At 70.8% G+C, this 22254-nt stretch carries 17 protein-coding genes; 4 read left to right on the top strand and 13 right to left on the bottom strand.

What is annotated here, in order from left to right:
• Positions 1-241 precede the first annotated feature (241 nt).
• The 5 genes from dxs to dut all read right to left on the bottom strand — a co-directional run bounded on the left by dxs (position 242) and on the right by dut (position 7305).
• A complete protein-coding gene (gene dxs / locus EDF19_RS18745) occupies positions 242-2182 on the bottom strand; it encodes a 1-deoxy-D-xylulose-5-phosphate synthase (protein WP_123682365.1) in 1941 nt (646 codons plus the stop codon).
• A 109-nt stretch (positions 2183-2291) separates the two neighbouring features.
• Entirely contained in the window at positions 2292-5108 is a 2817-nt protein-coding gene (gene acnA, locus EDF19_RS18740; RefSeq protein WP_123682364.1) for an aconitate hydratase AcnA, read from the bottom strand.
• Positions 5109-5237: 129 nt separating this feature from the next.
• Positions 5238-5906: a DUF3159 domain-containing protein gene (locus EDF19_RS18735; protein WP_260217371.1), complete on the bottom strand. Its 669-nt coding sequence runs from the start codon at positions 5904-5906 to the stop codon at positions 5238-5240.
• 188 nt (positions 5907-6094) lie between these two features.
• Entirely contained in the window at positions 6095-6817 is a 723-nt protein-coding gene (locus EDF19_RS18730; protein WP_260217369.1) for a DUF3710 domain-containing protein, read from the bottom strand.
• A complete protein-coding gene (gene dut, locus EDF19_RS18725) occupies positions 6814-7305 on the bottom strand; it encodes a dUTP diphosphatase (RefSeq protein ID WP_123682362.1) in 492 nt (163 codons plus the stop codon). Before dut ends, EDF19_RS18730 begins: the two co-directional genes overlap by 4 nt.
• Positions 7306-7371: 66 nt before the next feature.
• On the opposite strand from dut, the gene EDF19_RS18720 reads away from it, so the two are divergent.
• A complete protein-coding gene (locus EDF19_RS18720; protein ID WP_123682361.1) occupies positions 7372-7803 on the top strand; it encodes a DUF3093 domain-containing protein in 432 nt (143 codons plus the stop codon).
• Positions 7804-7907: 104 nt separating this feature from the next.
• Here EDF19_RS18720 and EDF19_RS18715 read toward each other — a convergent pair whose 3' ends face one another.
• A complete protein-coding gene (locus EDF19_RS18715; RefSeq protein ID WP_031263038.1) occupies positions 7908-8207 on the bottom strand; it encodes a DUF4193 domain-containing protein in 300 nt (99 codons plus the stop codon).
• 273 nt (positions 8208-8480) lie between these two features.
• Between EDF19_RS18715 and sepH the strand changes: the two genes are divergently transcribed.
• Positions 8481-9509 carry a septation protein SepH gene (gene sepH, locus EDF19_RS18710; protein ID WP_185022947.1) on the top strand — a complete coding sequence of 343 codons (1029 nt, stop codon included), beginning with the start codon at positions 8481-8483 and terminating at the stop codon, positions 9507-9509.
• 60 nt (positions 9510-9569) lie between these two features.
• On the opposite strand, the gene EDF19_RS18705 is transcribed toward sepH, so the two are convergent.
• The gene (locus EDF19_RS18705) at positions 9570-10721 is read right to left on the bottom strand and encodes an alkaline phosphatase family protein (RefSeq protein ID WP_123682359.1); all 1152 of its coding nucleotides are present in this window, start codon (positions 10719-10721) and stop codon (positions 9570-9572) included.
• 78 nt (positions 10722-10799) lie between these two features.
• Between EDF19_RS18705 and EDF19_RS18700 the strand changes: the two genes are divergently transcribed.
• Positions 10800-13286, top strand: a complete 2487-nt coding sequence (locus EDF19_RS18700) for a DNA topoisomerase (ATP-hydrolyzing) subunit A (RefSeq protein WP_123682358.1) — start codon at positions 10800-10802, stop codon at positions 13284-13286.
• 339 nt (positions 13287-13625) lie between these two features.
• Here EDF19_RS18700 and EDF19_RS18695 read toward each other — a convergent pair whose 3' ends face one another.
• Entirely contained in the window at positions 13626-15752 is a 2127-nt protein-coding gene (locus EDF19_RS18695; RefSeq protein ID WP_123682357.1) for a type IIA DNA topoisomerase subunit B, read from the bottom strand.
• A 168-nt stretch (positions 15753-15920) separates the two neighbouring features.
• On the opposite strand from EDF19_RS18695, the gene EDF19_RS18690 reads away from it, so the two are divergent.
• Positions 15921-16145 carry a hypothetical protein gene (locus EDF19_RS18690; RefSeq protein WP_071291892.1) on the top strand — a complete coding sequence of 75 codons (225 nt, stop codon included), beginning with the start codon at positions 15921-15923 and terminating at the stop codon, positions 16143-16145.
• 93 nt (positions 16146-16238) lie between these two features.
• Here EDF19_RS18690 and EDF19_RS18685 read toward each other — a convergent pair whose 3' ends face one another.
• From EDF19_RS18685 to EDF19_RS18665, 5 genes are all read right to left on the bottom strand, one after another.
• On the bottom strand, positions 16239-17012 hold the full coding sequence (locus EDF19_RS18685) for a type 1 glutamine amidotransferase (protein WP_123682356.1): 774 nt from the start codon (positions 17010-17012) through the stop codon (positions 16239-16241).
• A complete protein-coding gene (locus EDF19_RS18680) occupies positions 17009-18268 on the bottom strand; it encodes a MurT ligase domain-containing protein (protein WP_123682355.1) in 1260 nt (419 codons plus the stop codon). Before EDF19_RS18680 ends, EDF19_RS18685 begins: the two co-directional genes overlap by 4 nt.
• A gap of 4 nt (positions 18269-18272) precedes the next feature.
• On the bottom strand, positions 18273-19652 hold the full coding sequence (locus EDF19_RS18675) for an RNA polymerase sigma factor (RefSeq protein WP_260217364.1): 1380 nt from the start codon (positions 19650-19652) through the stop codon (positions 18273-18275).
• A gap of 72 nt (positions 19653-19724) precedes the next feature.
• Positions 19725-21044 (bottom strand): nitrate/nitrite transporter, encoded by a 1320-nt coding sequence (locus tag EDF19_RS18670; RefSeq protein WP_123682353.1) that lies wholly within the window; start codon positions 21042-21044, stop codon positions 19725-19727.
• A gap of 264 nt (positions 21045-21308) precedes the next feature.
• Positions 21309-22238, bottom strand: a complete 930-nt coding sequence (locus EDF19_RS18665) for a proteasome assembly chaperone family protein (RefSeq protein WP_123682352.1) — start codon at positions 22236-22238, stop codon at positions 21309-21311.
• Positions 22239-22254 lie beyond the last annotated feature (16 nt).

Genomic DNA, 22254 nt, shown 5'->3' with positions numbered 1-22254 from the left:
GTTTCTGGGGCCCGCCCCCCCCCCCCCCGCGCGGGGCCGCCCCCGCCCCCCCCCCCCCCGGGGGGGGGGCGCCCCCGGGGGGGGGGGGCCCCCCCCCCCCGGGGGGGGCCCCACGCCCGCGCGGGGGCGCGACGCGGGACTGCAGCGTCGGAGCACGACGACCGGCGACGCCCGCGCGGGGGCGCGACGCGGGACTGCGGCTTCGGAGCACGACGACCGGCAGCAGCCGCGCGGGCAGCGGCTAGCGGTCGGACGCCGCGGACTCGCGGGAACGAGCGGGCTTCGCCTGCGGCAACTTCGTCCCGACGACCTGGTCGATGACGTCCCGCGCGATCGCCTGCGCCGTCAACCCCACGTCGGCGAGGATCTGCGACCGGCTCGCGTGGTCGATGAACTCGTCCGGCAGCCCGAGCTCGTTCACCCCGGTGTCGACGCCGGCGGCGCGCAGGTCCTGCCGCAGCCGGGTCCCGACGCCGCCGACGCGCACGCCGTCCTCGATCGTGATGACCAGCCGGTGCGAACGGGACAGGTCGATGAGCGACACCGGGATCGGCACGACCCACCGCGGGTCGACGACGGTGACACCGATGCCCTGCGCCTCGAGCAACGACGCGGCCTCGAGCGCGACCGGGACCATCGACCCGACCGCCACGAACAAGACGTCCTCTTCGGCGGCGGCGCCGGGCGCATGCAGCACGTCCACGCCGTCGGGCAGCCGACGCAGCGCGGGGATGTCCGGCCCGACCTGCCCCTTCGACCACCGCAGCACGGTGGGCGCGTCGTCGACGGCGATCGCCTCGCGGAACTCCTCCCGCAGGGTCGTGGCGTCACGGGGTGCCGCGATCCGGATCCCCGGCACGACCTGCAGCAACGCGAGGTCCCACATGCCGTGGTGCGACGGCCCGTCCGGTCCGGTGATCCCGGCACGGTCGAGGACGAACGTGACGCCGGCCTTGTGCAGGGCGACGTCCATCAGCACCTGGTCGAACGCCCGGTTGATGAAGGTCGCGTAGAGCGCCACCACGGGGTGCAGGCCGCCGTACGCCAGGCCCGCGGCGGTGGTCACGGCGTGCTGCTCGGCGATCCCGACGTCGTACACGCGGTCAGGGTGCTGCTCCTGGAACAGGTGCAGCCCGGTCGGTCGGAGCATCGCCGCCGTGATGGCGACGATCCGCGGATCCGAGGCGCCGGCATCGGCCAGGGAAGACGCGAAAACCGACGTCCACGACGGACCCGACGCCGCGTCGAGCGACTCCCCCGTCTCCGGGTCGATGTGCCCGACGGCGTGGAACTGGTCGGCCTGGTCGCGCAGGGCGGGCTCGAACCCGTGCCCCTTCTCGGTGATCGCGTGCACGATCGTCGGGGCGCCGTAGGCCTTCGCCTGCCGGAGCGCCGCTTCCATCGCACGCTGGTCGTGCCCGTTGACCGGCCCGATGTACTTGATGTCGAGGTTCGAGTACAGCGCTTCGTTGTTCGTGAACCGGGACAGGAAACCGTGCAGACCGCCGCGCATCCCGCGGTACACGGCTCGGCCGGGGGCGCCGAACCGGTCAGCCACGGCCCGGGAGGTCTCGTACAGCGCCCGGTACTCACGCCGCGTGCGCATCGAGCTCAGGAACCGCGCCATGCCGCCGATGGTCGGCGCGTAGGACCGCCCGTTGTCGTTCACCACGATGACCAGGCGACGGTCGTTGTCGTCGGAGATGTTGTTGAGCGCCTCCCACGTCATCCCGCCGGTGAGGGCGCCGTCGCCGACGACCGCGACGACGGTGCGGTCGGTCTGCCCGGTCTGCCCGAAGGCGCGGGAGATGCCGTCCGCCCAGGACAGCGAGGACGACGCGTGCGAGGACTCGACGATGTCGTGCTCGGACTCGCTCCGCTGCGGGTAGCCCGCGATCCCGCCGCGCTCGCGCAGCGCCGAGAAGTCCTGCCGCCCGGTGACGAGCTTGTGCACGTACGACTGGTGCCCCGTGTCGAACACGAACGGGTCGTTCGGCGAGTCGAACACGCGGTGCATCGCGAGGGTCAGCTCCACGACGCCGAGGTTCGGCCCGAGGTGCCCGCCGGTCTTCGCGACCTCCGCGACGAGGAACCGTCGGATCTCGGCGGCGAGTTCGGTCATCTGCGCGTCGGAGAGACGCTTCAGGTCGCGCGGCGACGTGATGCTGGCGAGCAGGCTCACGGGCGCTCCTTTCGTGGGGCTGTCGGCCCACTCTATGCGCGTGGGGACAGAAGGGACTGGAGGCGCGGTGCCAGCTGGCACCGCGCCTCCAGTCCGTATCCGGGTCGCGTCAGACGAGCGAGCGGAGCACGTACTGCAGGATGCCGCCGTTGCGGTAGTAGTCCGCTTCACCGGGGGTGTCGATGCGGACGACCGCGTCGAACTCGATCGGCTCCTTGCCCGCGGGCGAGTGCTCGCTCGGGGTCGCCGTGACGTGCACGGTCTTCGGGGTGCGGCCCTCGTTGAGTTCCGTCAGCCCGGAGATCGAGACGACCTCGGTGCCGTCGAGCCCGAGGGAGTCGACCGTCTCGCCCGCCGGGAACTGCAGCGGGACGACGCCCATGCCGATCAGGTTCGAGCGGTGGATGCGCTCGAAGCTCTCGGTGATGACCGCACGGACGCCGAGCAGGTTCGTGCCCTTGGCGGCCCAGTCGCGCGACGAGCCGGAGCCGTACTCCTTGCCGCCGAAGATGACGAGCGGGGTGCCCTGCTCCTGGTAGTGCTGCGAGGCGTCGTAGATGAACGACTGCGCACCGTCGGGGGTCGTGAAGTCACGGGTGTAGCCGCCCTCCACCCCGTCGAGGAGCTGGTTGCGGAGACGGATGTTCGCGAACGTGCCGCGGATCATGACCTCGTGGTTGCCGCGACGCGAGCCGTAGGAGTTGAAGTCCTTGCGGTCGACGCCGTGCTCGGCGAGGTACTGGCCCGCCGGGCTGTCGGCCTTGATCGAACCGGCCGGCGAGATGTGGTCGGTGGTGACCGAGTCGCCGAGCTTCGCGAGCACACGGGCGCCGGAGATGTCCGAGACCGCGTCGGGCTGCATGGTCATGCCCTCGAAGTACGGGGGCTTCCGGACGTAGGTCGACTCCTGGTCCCACTCGAAGGTGTCACCGGTCGGGGTCGGCAGGTTCTTCCAACGGTCGTCGCCCTCGAACACGGAGCCGTACTCGTGGGTGAACATCTCCGTGTCGATGGAGGTGTCGATGACCTGCTGGACCTCGGCCGCGTCGGGCCAGATGTCCTGCAGGTAGACGTCGTTGCCGTCCTGGTCCTTGCCGAGCGAGTCCTTGTCGAAGTCGAAGTGCATCGAGCCGGCGAGGGCGTACGCGATGACCAGCGGCGGCGAGGCCAGGTAGTTCATCTTCACGTCCGGGTTGATGCGCCCCTCGAAGTTGCGGTTGCCCGAGAGCACCGCGGTGACGGCGAGGTCGTTGTCCTGCACGGCCTGCGAGATCTCCTCCGGCAGCGGACCGGAGTTGCCGATGCAGGTGGTGCAGCCGTAACCGACCGTGTAGAAGCCGAGCTGCTCGAGGTAGGTGGTGAGACCGGCCTTCTCGTAGTAGTCGGTGACGACCTTCGACCCGGGTGCGAGGGTGGTCTTCACCCAGGGCTTCGCGGTGAGGCCCTTCTTCGCGGCGTTCCGGGCGAGGATGCCGGCGGCCATCATGACCGACGGGTTCGACGTGTTCGTGCACGACGTGATCGCGGCGATCGCGACGGCGCCGTGGTCGATGGTGAACGGGTCGGCCCCGTCCATCGCGACCTTCGTCGGCGCCGAGGCGGTCGACGGAGCGCTCGAGACGTACACGTGCTCGTGCAGCGCGGTGTCCTCGTTGGTCGAGCCGGCGGCGATCGGGTCGGAGGCCGGGAACGTCTCCTCCACCGCGTCGTCGAGGTCGGTCTGCTCGGACGGCGTCGTGTAGTTGTTCAGGTCGAGCTCGAACTGGCTCTTCGCGTTCGTGAGCTCGATGCGGTCCTGCGGACGCTTCGGGCCGGAGATGGACGGCACGACCGTGGAGAGGTCGAGCTCCATGTACTCGGAGTAGTTCGGCTCGACGGAGGCGTCGTGCCACAGGCCCTGAGCCTTCGAGTATGCCTCGACCAGGGCGATCTGCGCCTCGTCGCGACCGGTCAGGCGCAGGTAGTCGAGCGTGACGTCGTCGACCGGGAAGATCGCGGCGGTGGAGCCGAACTCGGGCGACATGTTGCCGATGGTGGCGCGGTTCGCGAGCGGCACGGCGCTGACGCCCTCGCCGTAGAACTCGACGAACTTGCCGACGACGCCGTGCTTGCGGAGCTCCTGCGTGATGGTGAGCACCACGTCGGTCGCGGTCACGCCGGCCGGGATCTCACCGGAGAGCTTGAAGCCGACGACCTTCGGGATGAGCATCGAGACGGGCTGACCGAGCATCGCGGCCTCGGCCTCGATGCCGCCGACGCCCCAGCCGAGCACGCCGAGGCCGTTCACCATCGTGGTGTGCGAGTCGGTGCCGACGAGGGTGTCCGGGTAGGCGTAGGTCTCGCCGTCGAAGTCACGCGTGTACGTGACCTTCGCCAGGTACTCGATGTTGACCTGGTGCACGATGCCGGTTCCCGGCGGGACGACCTTGAAGTCCTCGAACGCCGTCTGGCCCCACCGGAGGAACTGGTAGCGCTCCCCGTTCCGCTCGTACTCGAGGTCGGTGTTGCGCTGGAGGGCGTCCTCGCGACCGAAGAGGTCGGCGATGACCGAGTGGTCGATGACCATCTCGGCCGGGGACAGCGGGTTGATCTTGTTCGGGTCGCCGCCGATGTCCGCCATCGCCTCACGCATGGTGGCGAGGTCGACGATGCACGGGACGCCCGTGAAGTCCTGCATGACGACGCGCGCCGGTGAGAACTGGATCTCGGTGTCGGGCTCGGCGTCGGGCTTCCAGGAGCCGAGCGCACGGATCTGCCCCTCGGTGACGTTCTTGCCGTCCTCGGTGCGGAGGAGGTTCTCGAGGAGGACCTTCAGGCTGTACGGCAGCTTCTCGTGCCCGGGCACCGAGTCGATCCGGTGGATCGCGTAGTCGACACCCCCAACCGACAGTGTGTCCTTCGAGCCGAAGCTATTGACTGCAGCCACCGTGCCGCCTCCCTACTGATCGGTTTGCCCTCATCATCGCGGGCCGTGGACCGTCCCACCAGCAAGGCAAACCTAATCCCGCCGGCGCCGGAGCGCCGCACGAGAAACTGTCTCGATGTCGAGACAACTCTACACCGTGGCGGTGTCGTCCCTCCGCACGAACACCGTGCGGACCAGCAGCCAGGTGACCCAGAGCACCGCCGCGTAGAGCGGGACGCCGAGGATGAGCTTGAGACCGGCGAGCAGTTCGACCTGCGCGGTCAGGTAGAGCGGGACCTCGACCGCGAGCCGGAGCGCGAAGAGCCCGACCCAGATCCAGGTGGCGACGGTCAGCACTCGGCGCTTCGCGGGGTCGGCGCGCCAGTCGACGTGCGAGCCGTCCTCGTTCGCCGGCAGCAGGAACCCGACGACGAGCCCGATGAGCGGCCAGCGGATCGCGAGCGTGATCAGGAGCCCGACGAGCCACACCGAGTTGATGACGATGCCCGGGATGAAGTTGCTCTCGGCCCGGCCGGTGATGAGCGCGAGGCCGGCCGAGACCGCGACGCCGAGGATCCCCGCGAAGGACATCGTCAGCGACTGCCGCTGCAGCAGGCGGAGCGCGACGAAGACCAGGCCGACGACGACCGGGATCACGACGCTCGGGACGAGCTCCTTCGTGATCGCGTAGACCACCAGGAAGGCGAACCCTGGCAGCACCGACTCGGCCAGGCCACGGACACCGCCGACGGCACCGAGCAGCGCGCGGCCGGACGGCGCCTCGCCGGGGGCGACGCGGGCGATGCCCGCGTTCTGCACCGCCTCACGGAACTGCGCCGAGAACGACGGCGCAGCCGACGCCGGATCCGCAGCAGGCGCCCCTGCCGACGCCGGAGCCGGTGCGTTCGCAGGCGACGCCGCCGCGGGGTCGGACCCAGCCGTCTCGGGTCGTGGGGTGTCGTCGTGTTCCGGCACCGTGCCTCCAGGCGGGGTTGGTCGTCGGTCCGTCAGATCGCGGTCTGCGTCGACTTCGGCATGTGCAGCGGGATGAGGTCGCGCGGCGGCATCGGCGTCGTGCCGCGCACGACGACGACGCTGCGGAACAGCTCCTCGATCTCGCTGGCGTCGTCGGGCTGCTCGGCGGCCTTGCCGGCGATCACGCCGCGCAGGAACCAGCGGGGGCCGTCGACGCCGACGAAGCGTGCGGGGCGTGCGCCGGCAGCACCGCCGTCACCGTCCACGGCGACGGGCACCGAGGCGCGGAGTTCGGGGCCGAACGGGCCGTCGACCTCGGTGACGACACCGCCCTGGCGCTCGATCTGCTCGGCGATCTGCGCGCGGATCTCGTGCCAGAGCCCGGTGGAGCGGGGTGCGGCGAACGGCTGGACCTGCAGGGTGGAGTCGTCGTAGTCGAGCCCGACCGCGACGACGCGCTGCGAGCCCTCCTCGACCTCGAGTCGCAGGTGCAGACCCTCGCGCGGCAGGACCTTCACGCCGCCCAGGTCGACGTACGGGCGGACCAGGTTCGCCTCGGTCTCGTCGTGCGGGCCGTTCTCGGCCCGGTCCTCCGGTGCGGACTTGTCCGTCGGGGCGACCGCGTCGACCTCGTCGAGGTCCGCGTCGGCGTCCGTCGCGATGTCGACCTCGGGGGTCGTGTCCGCGACCTCGATGTCGTCGGCGACGGCGTTCGCCACCTCGACCTCGTCACGCTTGCGTCGGCCGAACTTCATGCGCGGGTTCCTTCCTGAACGTCTTCGACGGCACCGGTCACGGCGTCGCTCCGGTCACCGTAGCCCGAGGAGCCGAAGCCGCCCTGGCCACGGAGGCTGTCGGGGAGCTCGTCGACCCGCGAGAAGGTGACCCGCGGGACGGGCATCACGATCATCTGCGCGATGCGGTCCCCGACGTGCACCTCGTAGGGCTCGGACCGGTCGGTGTTGAGCAGTGCGACCTTGACCTCGCCGCGGTAGCCGGCGTCGACGGTCCCCGGCGCGTTCACGATCGTGATGCCGTGCTTGGCCGCGAGACCGCTGCGCGGGACCACGAACGCGGCGTACCCCTCGGGCAACGCGATCCGCAGCCCGGTGCCGGTCAGGTGCCGCTCGCCAGGCTGCAGCACGAAGGCCTCGGTCGAGACGAGGTCGGCACCCGCGTCGCCGGGGTGGGCGTAGCCGGGAGCGTTCTCCCCGGTCCAGAGGACGTCGACTGGTTCGGTCACGTGTCGAGGGTAGTGCAGAGACGTGACCGGACCGTGACCTGCCCCGAGTCGTGGTCGAATGGACCCGTGACCCTGTACCGCGAACGACTCTGGGCCCCGCCCGCCCTCTACCTGGCGACGGCGCTCGTCATCCCCGCCACCCTGCTCGTCTTCCTGCCCATCAGCGTCCTGGCCGGGGTGCTCGTGGCGATCGGCATGGAGCTCGGCGTGCTCGTCCTCCTGTGGGCACTCGCACCCACCATCGAGGTCACGGACACCGAGTTCCGTGCGGGCAAGGCGCACCTGCCGCGGGCACTCGTCGGCGACGTCGAGGGGTTCGAGGGCGGCGAGGCCACCACGCAGCGCGGTCCGAAGCTCGACGCGCGCGCCTGGACGCTCTTCCGCGGCTACGTCCGCGGGGTCGTCAAGGTCGAGGTGCACGACGACGCGGACCCCACGCCGTACTGGCTGGTCAGCGTCCGGCAGCCGGCCCGCGTCGTCGAGGCGCTGCGGTCCTGACGGACCGTCGGAGCCGGCCTGGAGGCCCGTGGCGGCTCCGCCCCGCACCGCACGACGAAGGCCCCGCATCCTGGAGGATGCGGGGCCTTCGGTGATCGGTACGTCTACAGCGCCGCACATTCGGCGCAGACCGGCCCGAGCTTCGACTCGTGGTCGAGCTGGGAGCGGTGCTTCACGAGGAAGCACTCGACACAGGTGAACTCGTCGACCTGGGGCGGGAGCACGACGACGTCGAGGTCGACGTCGCTGAGGTCCTGTCCAGCGAGTTCGAAGCTGCCGGGGTTGTCGGAATCATCGTCGACGACCCCCGACATCTTGTCGGGGACGCGCTCCTTGAGGGCCTCGATCGACTCCGAGTCGGAGTTGTCGTCGGTCTTCCGGGGGGCGTCGTAATCGGTGGCCATGCCCATCCATTTCTCGTATGAGAGGTCGTCGCCGGGTGATCGGCGGCGACAGTTTGCACCACGCCCCGCCGATGCGCAAACCGAGGGCTGCGGCGGGTCGTGCTGGCTGTGCAACCCATGACTCGTCGCGGACATTCCCGAGGGCCGGAAACCGTCCACGGGAGTCCGCGGCGCGCCCGTGCGCCTCCACGGAAACGGTTCGTCGCCGCTGCATACTCACGGGGTACGACGCACGACCGTACGCGACGCTGGGAAGGCGGAACCATGCAAGACGTGAGAGTCATCGGAGTCGAGTCCGGCGCACTCCTCCTGGCGACCGACGGCGGCACCGAGTTCCGGTTGCCCGTGACGTCGTCGCTGTCCGGCCAGGTCCGGCAGGCCAACCCCGACTCTGGGCCGCAGAAGCGCGTGTCCCCGAGGGACGTCCAGGCCCGCATCCGTGGCGGCGCCGACGCGGCCGACGTCGCAGCGGCGCTCGACGTCGACGTCGAGTACGTCCGGCGTTTCGAGGGCCCCGTCCTGGCGGAGCGCGCGTTCATCCTCGACGCCGCACACCGCGTCCCGGTGACCCCGGTCGACGACGAGTCCCCCGACACCTTCGGCGCGGCGATCACCGCGAAGCTCGAGGCCGGCGAGGCCACCTCGGTCACCTGGGGCTCGTGGAAGCACCCGGAGAGCGGCTGGCAGGTGCGCGTGCGCTACACGGCCGCCGAGGTCGAGCACGACGCCCAGTGGCGCTTCGACCCGAAGACCTCGGTCCTCGCGCCGGACAACGGCGACGCCCACCGTCTGTCCCACACCGAGGACGAGGGCATCGCGCCGCGCCTCCGCGCCGTCGAGTTCGAGCAGCAGACCGACGACGGCACCCGTTTCGACTCCGGCGCCTTCCGCGTCGACGAGCCGGACGACGAACTGACGAACCCGGACGTCGAGGACCGCGCTCCGCTCCGTGCGCCGCTCCCCCGCATCGGGCAGGCCGCCGTCGAGGAGCGCGCTCCCGGCAACGAGACAGCCGACCTGCTCGAGGCACTCCGCCGCCGCCGTGGCGAGCGCGAGGCCGCGTCGTTCGGCGAGCAGCGTGACGAGCCCGCCCGCGGGACCTCGATCAGCGTCGTGGACATCCCCCTGCAGGGCTTCGAGGACGACACCGACGGCGACACCTCCCCGCAGCGCGCCGAGGACCGCCCGGCCTCCGCTCCCGATGCCGAGGGCCGTCCCGAGCGCAAGAAGCGCAACCGCCGGTCGATGCCGAGCTGGGACGAGATCGTCTTCGGCACCCGCCCGGACGACGACCCCGCCTGAGCGGGCTGCGGCGGCTCGTCGCCGGTCGGCCGCTCGCTCGTGCGCTCGCTCGTGCGCTCGCTACTGCGCGAACGCGCCGGCGAGCCGCAGCGGGACGAGGGTCTCCTCGTCCGTCAGCCCGCCGTGCTGCCCGATCATCCGCTTCGGGACCTCGCCGTCCCGCAGCGCCCGGTCGTCGTTGAACGCCCACGACCCGCGTGCCACGACGACCACGTCGCCGATGCGTTCCACCACGTCCGGCGAGACCGCACCGAACCACCCGGCAGCGATCGCCTCGTCGCGGCTCGCGACGGACGCCTTCTTGCCGTAGCGCGCCCGGAACGCCCCGACCAGCCCGCGCACGTCGGTGCCCGGCGCCACCGTGAGCTGGCGGCACCGCGGATCGCCCGCCACCCCGACGACGTCGGTCAACAGGAGCGGGTCGATGGCGATGTTCGCGTGGTCGGGCACGTCGAGCACACCGTGGTCCGCAGTCACGAGCACACCGACGTCCGGAGCGACCCGGGCACCGAGCCGCGCGAGCTCGCCGTCGAGCAGCTCCAGCGCCGCCGTCCACCGGTCCGACTGCCAGCCGTGCTTGTGCCCGATGGAGTCGAGCTCCGGCACGTAGAGGTACACCAGCGAGCGACCCGTCGCGGTCTCGGCCAGCGCGGCGTCCACCCGGGCCGGGATCGTGTCGGCCGGCACGTAGCGCGCACCACCGAGGACGTTCGCGGTCATCCCGGACGCCCGGTACCGCTCCGGGCCGACGACCACCGGGTCGACGCCGAGCGCGGCCGCGCGGGTGAACAGGGTCTCGGTCAGGAACCAGTCGGCGGGGACCTCGGTGTCCCAGCCGCCCAGCAGGTTCATCACCGTGCCGGTGTCCGGGTTCCAGCCGCTGTACCCGACGACGCCGTGCGTGCCGGGCGAGCGACCCGTCGTCAGGGTGCTCAGCGCCGCCGCGGTCGTGGTCGGGAACCCGCTCCACAGCTTCTTCTTGCCGGAGGCGAGCCAGCGGGCGTGCCCGGCGCGCGCCGACAGCGCGACGCTCCCGAGGCCGTCGACCAGGACGACGATCGCGGACCGTGCGGGGCGGAGGGTGATCCGGGCCTCCAGGCCGTTCTCGCGCAACCACGCGTCGTCCGCAGCGCCGAGCGCGACGAGGCAACTCGGGAAGACGTCGGCGAGGTTCGCGGCGGCGTCGGGGGCCGTCGGTACGCTTGTTCCCATCCCACGAGTCTCCCAGACGGCAGAGTCTCCCAGACGGCAGAGTCTCCCAGAACGACTCCGGTCTCCCAGAAAGGTGCCATGGCACGCACGGACGCAGTCGGCCTGCCCGACGGTGAGCGCATCGAGGACGTCGACGTCTCCGAGGAGATGCAGGGCTCCTTCCTCGAGTACGCGTACTCCGTCATCTACTCGCGGGCGCTGCCCGATGCCCGCGACGGACTGAAGCCCGTCCAGCGGCGCATCCTGTACCAGATGGCCGAGATGGGCCTGCGGCCCGACCGCGGGCACGTCAAGAGCGCCCGCGTCACCGGTGAGGTGATGGGCAAGCTGCACCCGCACGGCGACGGCGCGATCTACGACGCCCTCGTCCGCCTGGCGCAGCCGTTCACGATGCGCGTGCCGCTGGTGGACGGACACGGCAACTTCGGCTCGCTCGACGACGGGCCCGCCGCGGCCCGGTACACCGAGGCGCGGCTCGCCGAACCGTCGATGGCGATGACCGAGGGCCTCGGCGAGGACGTCGTCGACTTCGTCCCGAACTACGACAACCAGATCATGCAGCCGAGCGTGCTGCCGGCAGCGTTCCCGAACCTGCTCGTCAACGGGGCGTCCGGCATCGCCGTGGGCATGGCGACGAACATGGCACCGCACAACCTCGGCGAGGTCGTCGAGGCCGCGAAGCACCTCCTCATGCACCCGCAGGCCACCCTCGAAGAGCTCATGGAGTTCGTGCCGGGGCCCGACCTGCCCTCCGGCGGCACCATCGTCGGGCTCTCCGGGGTCCGCGACGCCTACGCCACCGGGCGCGGGTCGTTCCGCACCCGGGCAAAGGTGAGCGTCGAGAACCTCACCCCGCGCAAGGCCGGACTCGTCGTCACCGAACTGCCGTACCTCGTCGGCCCGGAACGGGTCATCGAGAAGATCAAGGACGGCGTCCAGTCCAAGAAGCTCGTGGGCATCTCGGACGTCAACGACCTGACCGACCGCAACCACGGGCTCCGGCTCGTCATCGGCATCAAGAGCGGGTTCAACCCGACCGCCGTGCTCGAGCAGCTGTACAAGCACACCCCGCTCGAGGACGGCTTCGGCATCAACAACGTCGCCCTCGTCGGCGGGTCGCCCCGGACCCTCGGACTGCGCGAACTGCTCGACGTCTACGTGCAGCACCGCCTCGACGTCGTCACCCGCCGGTCCCAGTACCGCCTGGCGCGTCGGAAGGAACGGCTGCACCTGGTCGAGGGGCTGCTCATCGCGATCCTCGACATCGACGAGGTCATCCAGGTCATCCGCACCTCGGACGACTCCGAAGCGGCACGGAACCGACTGCGCGACGTGTTCGACCTGTCCGAGGTGCAGGCCGAGTACATCCTCGAACTGCGCCTGCGCCGCCTGACGAAGTTCTCGCGGATGGAGCTCGAGGCCGAGCGCGACCAGTTGCTCGCCGACATCGCCGCCCTCGAAGAACTGCTGGCGTCCGACGAACGGCTCCGTGCCCAGGTCGCGCTCGAGCTCACCGAGGTCTCCGACAAGTTCGCGACCCCGCGCCGCACCCTGCTGACCGAGGCCGACGCCCCGGTCAAGGGTGGCCGCAAGGCCGCGGTCGACCCGGAGTCCCTGCAGATCGCCGACTCGCCGTGCCGCGTCCTGCTGTCCACCACCGGCCGGCTCATCCGCGTCGACATCCCGACCTCGGAGCTCGGCATCGTCCGTGTGCCGAAGCGCTCGAAGCACGACGCCGTCCGCTCCGCCGTGGTGAGCACCGTGCGTGGCCAGATCGGTGCGCTGACCTCGACCGGGCGGGTGCTGCGGCTCTCCCCCGTCGACGTCCCCGCCGTGCCACCCGCCGCGGTCCGGCTCGACGCCGGCGTCCGGGTCACGGACTTCCTCGCCCTGACCAAGGGCGAGACCGTCGTCGCACTCGTCGACCTGTCCGGCGCGTCCTCGGACTCACTCGCCATCGGCACCGCACAGGGCGTCGTGAAGCGCGTCGTGCCCGGGGCATGGCCGGACAAGCCCGAGTTCGTCGCCATCGGCTTGAAGCCCGGCGACGCTGTCGTCGGTGCCGCTCAGGCCCCGGAGTCCGACGACCTGGTGTTCATCAGCTCCAACGCCCAGCTGCTGCGGTTCCCGGCGTCCGGGGTCCGTGCGCAAGGGCTGCCCGCCGGCGGTGTCGCGGGCATGGCGCTCGCGTCCGGTGCTTCGGTGATCTGGTTCGGCTCGGTCGCCCGGTCCGACGATGCCGTGGTCGCCACGGTGTCCACCACCTCGACGGCGCTGCCCGGCACCGACTCCGGTCGCGCCAAGGTCTCGGCGCTGTCGGAGTTCCCCGCGAAGGGTCGTGCGACCCAGGGTGTCCGGGCGCACGCGTTCCTGAAGGGTGAGGACGGCCTGACCGTCGGTTGGGCGGGCATCGCTCCCCCGCACGCGGTCGGGACGGACGGCGCTGCCCGCACCCTGCCCGACTGGCTGTCGAAGCGTGACGGGTCGGGTGCTCCGCTCGAGGCCGTCATCGGCTCGATCGGCGGCAGCGCCGCTGCGCTCGACGGCACCGCCGGCGACGCGTAGCGCTGCGCGCGCTGCGCGCTGCGGCGCGCGCTGCGGCGGACTTTCGCGCTCAGCGACACCTCACGGGCCGCCGGCCGCGTGAACTGTCGCTGACCGCGTGAGAACGCACGCCCCACCGGCCTGGAGGCGCGTGGCGGCCCCGCCACGGGCCTCCCGTCCGCCGCCGGCCGGGACTCGCCCGCCCTGCAGGCGAGGGCGGGCGAGCGCGGCACCGGCCACGCGCCGCCGTCGGGCACGCGCGCGGACTTTCGCGCTGAGCGACAGTTCACGCGCCATCGGCCACGTGAACTGTCGCTCAGCGCGTGAGAACGCACCGAGCAGCGGGCGCAGGCGCGGCCGCTACGCGTCGATGCGGTCGCGGTCCAGACCCTCGCCGGCCAGGATGAACTCCTTGCGGGGCGCGACGTCGTTGCCCATGAGCAGCTCGAAGACCTTCGCGGCGCTCTCGGCATCGCTGACGTTCACCCGGCGCAACGTGCGGTGTGCACGGTCCATCGTGGTCTCGGCCAGCTGGTCCGCATCCATCTCACCGAGGCCCTTGTAGCGCTGGATCGGCTCCTGGTACTTCTTGCCCGTCTTCTCGAGCTTCTTCAGCACCGTCTGCAGCTCCTGCTCGGAGTACGTGTACAGCGTGTCGTTCGGCTTGCCGCGGTTCACCACGACGACCCGGTGCAACGGCGGCACGGCGGCGAAGACCCGACCCTGCTCGATCATCGGGCGCATGTACCGGAAGAACAGGGTCAGCAGCAGCGTGCGGATGTGGGCGCCGTCGACGTCGGCGTCGGACATGATGATGACCTTGCCGTAGCGCGCCTGGTCGAGCTCGAACGTCCGACCGGAGCCGGCGCCGATGACCTGGATGATCGACGCGCACTCGACGTTCGAGAGCATGTCCGACACGGACGCCTTCTGCACGTTGAGGATCTTGCCGCGGATGGGCAACAGCGCCTGGTACTCGCTGTTGCGCGCGAGCTTGGCGGTGCCGAGTGCCGAGTCGCCCTCGACGATGAAGAGCTCGGTGCCCTCGGTCGCCTGGGACCGGCAGTCGGCGAGCTTCGTCGGCAGCGAGGAGTTCTCGAGCGCGTTCTTCCGGCGCTGGGTCTCCTTGTGCGCGCGGGCGGAGATGCGGGTCTTCATCTCCTGCACGACCTTGTCGAGGAGCGCCGCGGACTGCGCCTTCTCGGTGCGCTGCGTCGAGGTGAGGATCTCGGTGATGCGCTTCGACACCACCTGGTCGACGATCTTCCGGACCGCGGGGGTGCCGAGGACCTCTTTCGTCTGTCCCTCGAACTGCGGCTCGGGCAACCGGACGGTGAGCACGGCGGTCATGCCGGCGAGCACGTCGTCCTTGTCGAGCTTGTCCTGCCCGACCTTGAGCTTGCGGGCGTTCGCCTCGACCTGCGCCCGGACGGCCTTGACCACGCCGGACTCGAAGCCGGCCTGGTGCGTGCCGCCCTTCGGCGTCGCGATGATGTTCACGAAGCTGCGGAACACGGTCTCGTAGCCGGTGCCCCACCGCAGGGCGAGGTCGACCTCGCACGTGCGCTCGACGGAGGTGGAGACCATGTGGCCCTTGTCGTCGAGCATCGGGACGGTCTCGGTGAACGTGCCGGTGCCCTGGACGCGCCAGACGTCGGTGACGGGGCCGTCCACGGCGAGGTGCTCGACGAACTCGGCGATCCCGCCCTCGTACCGGAAGCGCTCGACGACCGGGCCGGCCTCGACCGCGGTGCCCGTCGCTTCGGCCCGATCGGCCGCCGCCTGGATCGACTCCGGCCGCGAGTCGGTGATCGTGAGCCCGAGCCCCGGCACCAGGAACGCCGTCTGCCGTGCACGGCTCACCAGGTCGCTCGTGCTGAACTTCGCGTCGGCGGTGAAGATCTGCCGGTCCGCCCAGTACCGGATGCGCGAGCCGGTGACGCCCTTCTTCACCTTGCCGACGACCCGGAGCTCGCTGCCCGACGTGAACGGGCTGAACGGGGCGTCGGGGCCGATGCCCGCCGCGTCGTCGAACACGCCGGGCTCGCCGCGGTGGAAGGACATCGCGTAGGTCTTGCCGCCCCGGTCGACCTCGACGTCGAGGCGCTCCGACAGCGCGTTCACGACCGAGGCACCGACGCCGTGCAGCCCACCCGAGGCCGCGTAGGACCCCGAGCCGAACTTGCCACCGGCGTGCAGCTTGGTGAACACGACCTCGACCCCGGTCAGACCGGTCTTCGGCTCGACGTCGACGGGGATGCCGCGAGCGGTGTCACGGACCTCGACCGAGCCGTCGGCGTGGAGCACGACGCCGATCTCGTCACCGTGTCCGGCGAGGGCTTCGTCGACCGAGTTGTCGATGATCTCCCACAGGCAGTGCATGAGGCCGCGGGAGTCCGTCGACCCGATGTACATGCCGGGACGCTTCCGCACCGCCTCGAGTCCTTCGAGGACGGAGAGATGACGTGCGGAGTAGTCGGAGCTCACCCCACCAGGCTACCGAGGCGCACCGACACCACCGGTCCGGACACCCCCACTGGGGCCAAGCGGTCCGCGGTGAGCGAAACAGGGCCCCACAATGCATCGTTCCCAGGCATCACGTGTTGAAATGGTGCAACCACCCGGCACCACCTGCGATCCGTGAGGAGCACAGCAATGACCCAGACCGTGCAGGACCCCTCCATCGACGAAGTCAGCAACCACCAGCTGACCGCCGCCGACCGTTGCGACAGCTGCGGCGCGCAGGCCTACATCCGAGCCACCATGGCCAGTGGCGAGCTGTTCTTCTGCGCCCACCACGGCGCCGAGTTCAAGGACAAGCTCGCGGCGACCGCCATCGAGTGGCACGACGAGAGCAGCCGACTCTACGAGTCGAAGTAGCGCAACAACCGCAACGACGGGAGGCGCGGTGCCAGCTGGCACCGCGCCTCCCGTCTTTGCGTCGTCCTGTTCGACGTCCGCAGCGAGCGTTGGTCAGGCGATCCGCTTGAACGCCTTGTCGACGTAGCGGTCGACGGTGGCACGCGCTTCGCGCGCGTACCGGTCGATCGTCGCCGTGCGCTCGGCGTCCGGCGCGTACTCGCGGCCGAGCCGCGCGGTCGCGGCGGCGAGGACGCCGTCGGTCAGCTGCGGGTTGAGCGGCAGGATCGGGCCCTGCGTGTGCGTGCCGAACGACGTGCCGACGATGGCGCCTTCGACCGGCGATCCGGCCTGGTTGCCGCCACCGGACACGACGTCCGCGAAGGGGACGACCCCGGCGCCGAGCTCGATGCGGGTCGCGTGGTCCTCGAAGCCCGCCAGCCGGGTGGAGGCACCGGGGAGCAGCGGGTAGCGCGTCTCGAGCACGAAGTAGTTCACCCGACGCTCGGCACCGCGGACGGCACGGGCGTCGAACACCCCGAAGCCGTCGATCGGCGCGCCCTCGGTCGGGACCACCTGGTTCGTGGCGAGGTCGAACCCGCCGCCGACCGCGACGACCGGACCGCCGGACGCCGCGAACTCGCGGATCGGCGCACCGATGCGGGCGATGTCGTCGCCGAGCGACCGGATCGCGCTGAGCGGGCCGTTGCCGATCACGACGATGTCGGCGCTGACGGGCAGCTGGTCGCCGGGGGCGTACTCGACGACCTCGGTCTCGATGTCTGCTGCCGCGGCACGACGGACGAGGGCTGCGACGTTGCCGCGATCGCCCGAGACGCCCATCTGGCGCGGGTAGACGTGCAGGATGGTCAGCCGGTCGGCCGTCATGCGGTCTTCTCCATGTCCGGGTGGCCGAGGGCCTTGCGCGCGATCATCATGATCTCGTAGTTGACGATGAAGTTCTTCGTCCCGCTGGTCGTCGAGCCGAGCTGCTCCATGTGCTTGATCGCCGCTTCGACGTCCGGCTCGACGCGACCGATGCGGACACCGGCGTGCTCGAGGGCGATCGCGATCTGCCAGGCCTTGTCACCGGAGACGACGTCCACGTGGTCGAGACCCGAGAAGTCGATGTCGTAGATCCAGGAGATGTCCGGCGTGCCCTCGTCGATCGCCATGAGGACCTGCTCGGGCCGGTCCGGCAGGGCGTCGAGGTTGAGCTGCAGGCTCGCGGCGTTCTTGAACATCGTGAACTCGGCGGCCTCGCCGGCGATCGGGAGTCGCTCGCCGCGGCCGTACGCCGGCTTCATGGTGCCGAAGGCCTTCGTGACGGCTTCGGCTCGGAACTGCGTGCCGAGCGCGGCGCTGGCGGTCGCGGTGGCGGCGGCGGCGTCGACCGCGTAGTGCAGCCCACGTGCCGGCAACCGGACCGGGATCTCGACGCCGTCGAACCGGATCGTGGCACCGTCGCCGGTGTTCACGACGACCTCGGCGTCGGCGGTGTTCGGCTGGGCGTCCTGCCGGTCGAAGTCGTCGGCGTTCTGCAGGCCGTTCGGCGCGGCGGCGACGACCTCGGCGCTCGCACCGAAGCGGAGCACACGCTGGCCGTCGACAGCGGTGTACGCGTCGAGGAACTGGTCGTCGCGGTTCGTGATGACGTTCGCCGTGGACAGTGCCGCGGTGTCGAGCATCATGTCGGCGACGCGCTCGGTCTCGAAGAACCGGTACAGCTGGTCGACCTGCACGTTGAGCATCGTCACCGTGGAGGGCGACAGGATGCCGGCGAGCTCGACCGCGAAGGCCTCGTCGACCTCGAGGATCCCGATGTCCGCCTTGAGGCGACCGGTCAGCGAGACCTCGGAGAGCAGCGCCGAGGCGATGCCCTGCGGCAGGTTCGCGCCGGACGGGTTCGTGAAGACGCGGAGCCCGTGCGCCCGGACGATGTCCGAGATCATGTGCGTCGTCGTCGACTTGCCGTTCGAGCCGAGCACGAAGACGACGCCGTTCGGGAACTGCTTCGTCACGTGCTGCAGGAAGTCCGGCACGAGCTTCAGGACGATGAACCCGGGGTAGGCGGACCCGCCGCCCCGCGCTCGCGCGAGGGCACGGAGGACCCGCCCGATCAGGATCGGGATGAAGAACCGCATCGGCCTACTCGAGGTAGTCGCGCAGCGACTGCGACCGCGACGGGTGGCGGAGCTTCGCCATCGTCTTGGACTCGATCTGACGGATGCGCTCACGCGTCACGCCGAACGTGTCACCGATCTGGTCGAGGGTCTTCGGCTGACCGTCACCGAGGCCGAAGCGCATGCGGATGACGCCCGCCTCGCGCTCGGACAGGGAGTCGAGCAGGCTCTCGAGCTGCTTCTGCAGCATCGTGAAGCCCACGGCGTCAGCAGGCACGACCGCCTCGGTGTCCTCGATGAGGTCACCGAACTCCGAGTCGCCGTCCTCACCCAGGGGGGTGTGCAGCGAGATCGGCTCGCGGCCGTACTTCTGGACCTCGACGACCTTCTCCGGGGTCATGTCGAGCTCGCGGGCGAGCTCTTCCGGAGTGGGTTCGCGACCGAGGTCCTGCAGCATCTGGCGCTGGACGCGGGCGAGCTTGTTGATGACCTCGACCATGTGCACCGGGATGCGGATGGTGCGGGCCTGGTCGGCCATGGCGCGGGTGATCGCCTGGCGGATCCACCACGTCGCGTAGGTCGAGAACTTGAAGCCCTTGGTGTAGTCGAACTTCTCGACGGCACGGATGAGGCCCAGGTTGCCCTCCTGGATGAGGTCCAGGAACTGCATGCCACGGCCGGTGTAGCGCTTGGCGAGCGACACCACGAGGCGGAGGTTCGCGCCGAGCAGGTGCGACTTCGCACGCTGACCGTCACGGGCGACCCAGCGCAGCTCGCGCTCGGCGGGCTTCGTCAGGCCGGTCGAGTGCTGCAGCTTGTCCTCGGCGAACAGGCCGGCCTCGATGCGCATCGCGAGCTCGACCTCCTGCTCGGCGTTCAGCAGGGCGACCTTGCCGATCTGCTTCAGGTAGTCCTTCACCGGGTCGGCGGTGGCACCCGTGATGGTCGTCGAGTAGACCGGGGCCTCGTCGTCGTCCGTCTGCGAGATGACGAGTGCGCCGGCGGCGACCGCGGCGGCAGCGTCGGGCTTGACCGACTTGTCGTCGGTCTCCTCGGCGTCGTCCGTGGGGTCCTCGACGGGCTCCTCGGTCTCCTCGACCTCGTCGACGGCGGCCTTCTTCGCCTTGGGCGCGGCCTTCTTGGCCGGTGCCTTCTTGGCGGGGGTCTTGGTGGCGCGCTTCTTCGGCGCGGCCGTGCCCTCGGTCTCCGTGGCGTCCTCTGCCACGGCACCCTCGGGCTGCGTGTCCTTCGTGGGATCGATCGTCGTGCTCCGGGCAGCCATGCGATCACCTCTCTCGTCGTGCCACGTTCGTGGGGTCGTGGCCTCCCTTGCCACCCCAGGCCCCGGCGCCGCAGTCCCCCGCGTCGTACGAGTCCTACCGTTCCGGGCAGCACTAGGACCCATGTCAAGTCCCCCGAGTTCACCGGCGCTCTGGAGAGCTCCGACGGACAGGGGTCCCGAACGGGTCCGTGATCATTATTGCACGGTCCGCTTCCGCAGGCGCGCAACGAGTGCAACCCAGAGCGGACCCACCCGTATTCCTTCCTCGGCGCTCAGCACCCGGCGCGTCCGGTGCCGTGCGTGCAGCAGCATCCCCACACCGAAGCCGACCACCAGGTACTGCACGGTCAGGGCCACGCGGAAGTTGTCCCAGGCGAAGACGGTCTCGCCGGTGACACGGGACATCAGGTCCAGCAGCAGTCCGATCAGGTACATCATCACGAAGGCCGCGAGGAAGCCGCCGACGTTGACGACGCCGTTCGCGGAGCCGAGCGAGCCGACCGGGTTGAAGGTCCTGGCGAAGTCGAAGCCGATCAGGGACCCCGGCCCGCCGATGCCCATCGCGACGACGAGCAGCACGAGCAGCCACGTCGGCGGGTGTCCCGGCCAGAGCAGGATCGCCGTCCAGACCACCGCGAGCAGGACCACGACGCCGAGCACCAGGTTCGAGCGGCGCAGCGGGTAGCGGGCGCAGAGGATCCCGAGCACCGGTCCGGCGACGAACCCGACCGCGACGATGATCGTCAGGAACCCGGCTGCCTCGGACGGCGAGTACCCGAGCCCCCGGAGCATCGGCACGCCCCACAGCAGCGAGAAGACCGTGCCGGACGACTGCGTGACGTAGTGCGACCAGAACCCGAGCTGCGTGCCGGGGCGACGGAGCGCGTGCCCGAACGTCCGGAAGGCAGCACCCCACGTCGTCGGCAGCGGGATCGTGCCCGTGCGGACCACGACGGGGCCGTTCCGGACGAAGACGACCACCAGCACGAGTCCGACGGCACTCGCGGCGGCCGCGACCCCGAACGCGGGCGTCCAGCCGGCGGTGTGCAGCAGGACGGCGAACGGGAAGGCGGACAGGATCTGCCCGACCTGACCGAGGTTGCCCGTCCACTGCGAGATCTGCGGCAGGATCCGCCCGCTGAACCACATCGGCACGAGCCGGATCACCGAGATGAAGGTCATCGCGTCCCCGGCCCCGACGAGCACCCGCCCGGCGATCGCCGGACCGATGGTCGGCGAGACCGCCACGACGGCCTGCCCGACCACCAGGAGCGCGGCACCGAGCACGAGGAGCCGTCGCGGACCCACGCGGTCGAGCGCGACGCCCACCGGGATCTGCAGCCCGGCGTAGACGGCGATCTGCACGACCGCGAGCGTCGAGAGCACGGCGGCGGACACCGCGAACCGGTCCTGCGCGTCGACGCCGGACACCCCGAGCGAGGACCGCTGCACGACCGCCAGGACGTACGCGAGCACCGCGACGCCCCAGATGAGGAAGGCACGACGGGAGTTCACCCCGACAGGCTACCGATCCATCGCGGTGCGATACGCGACGCATGTCGTCGACGTCGGTGCGGGGTCGGTCGCGACCGGTTCACGGCCTGGAGGCGCGGGGCGGGCCCGCACCGCGCCTCCAGGCCGTCGTCCTGGTGCGTCCACCGCACGTGGCGGCTCCGCTCCGGCGTCACGCCGGTCTGGCGCTGCGCCGACGTCACGCCGGTCCGGCGCTGCGCCGACGTCACGCCGGTCCGGCGCTGCGCCGACGTCACGCCGGTCCGGCTAGTCGCCTGCGTCGCCCTCGGATCGGCGGTCGGCCAGGAACCGCTCGAGCTCCGCCGCGATCGCGTCAGCGGTCGGGACCTCGCCGTCGACGTCGGTGAGGGGCGACGCGACCGGGTTGCCCTCCATGTAGGTGTCGTGCCGTTCCTCGAGCACGGAGACGAGCCGCTGGAGCTCGCCGTTGCCCGCGACCTGCTCGTCCACCCGGGACAGGAACTCGCGGCCCGACTGGCGCAGCGCGTCGGTCGGGAAGATCAGCCCGGTCGCTGCCGCGATCCCGGAGAGGGCCGCGACGGCCGTGTCCGGGAACTCGGTGTCCGACAGGTAGTGCGGGACGAGGAGCACCAGGCCGGTGACCTGCTGGCCGGTCTCGGCGAGGCGGTGCTCGACGAGGTGCAGCACGTTCGCCGGCGCCTGGGTCTCCGGCTTCCAGACGCTCATCTGCTCGACGAGGTCGGCGCGGGTGCCGGACACGGTGAGGCTGATCGGCCGGGTGTGCGGCACCGGCATCGGGATCGCCTGGACCCACGTGGTGTCGGCGACCTGCAGGTCCGCGGCGAGGTCGGTGACGGCGCGGACGAAGCGGTTCCACTGGAAGTCCGGCTCGTAGCCGGACAGGAACAGGAACGGCTGCCCGATCTCGTCGCGCACCAGGTGCAGCGCGAGGCGGGGCGGGTCGATCGCGGTGATGTGGTCGTGCTCGAAGGTGATCACCGGGCGGCGTGCGCGCCAGTCGAGCAGGACGTCGGGGTCGAACTCCGCGACGAGCTGCGTGTCGAGGTCCTCGAGCACGGCGTTCGTGACCTGGGCCACGGCCGAGCCGGCGTCCGCGAAGCCCGTGAGTCCGGCGACCAGGTGCAGCCCTGCCGGCACCGTCGGCGCGGCCTCGTCGAACGTGTAGAGCTCCTCTGGGTGGTTCACCGTCCCCATGCTAGGCGGGGCGTCC

Origin of the sequence: Curtobacterium sp. PhB115 (assembly GCF_003752025.1) — a bacterium.
Classification (GTDB): Bacteria; Actinomycetota; Actinomycetes; order Actinomycetales; family Microbacteriaceae; genus Curtobacterium.
Note: the sequence above shows the minus strand (reverse complement) of the source record. Positions and strands in the feature narration are given on the sequence as shown.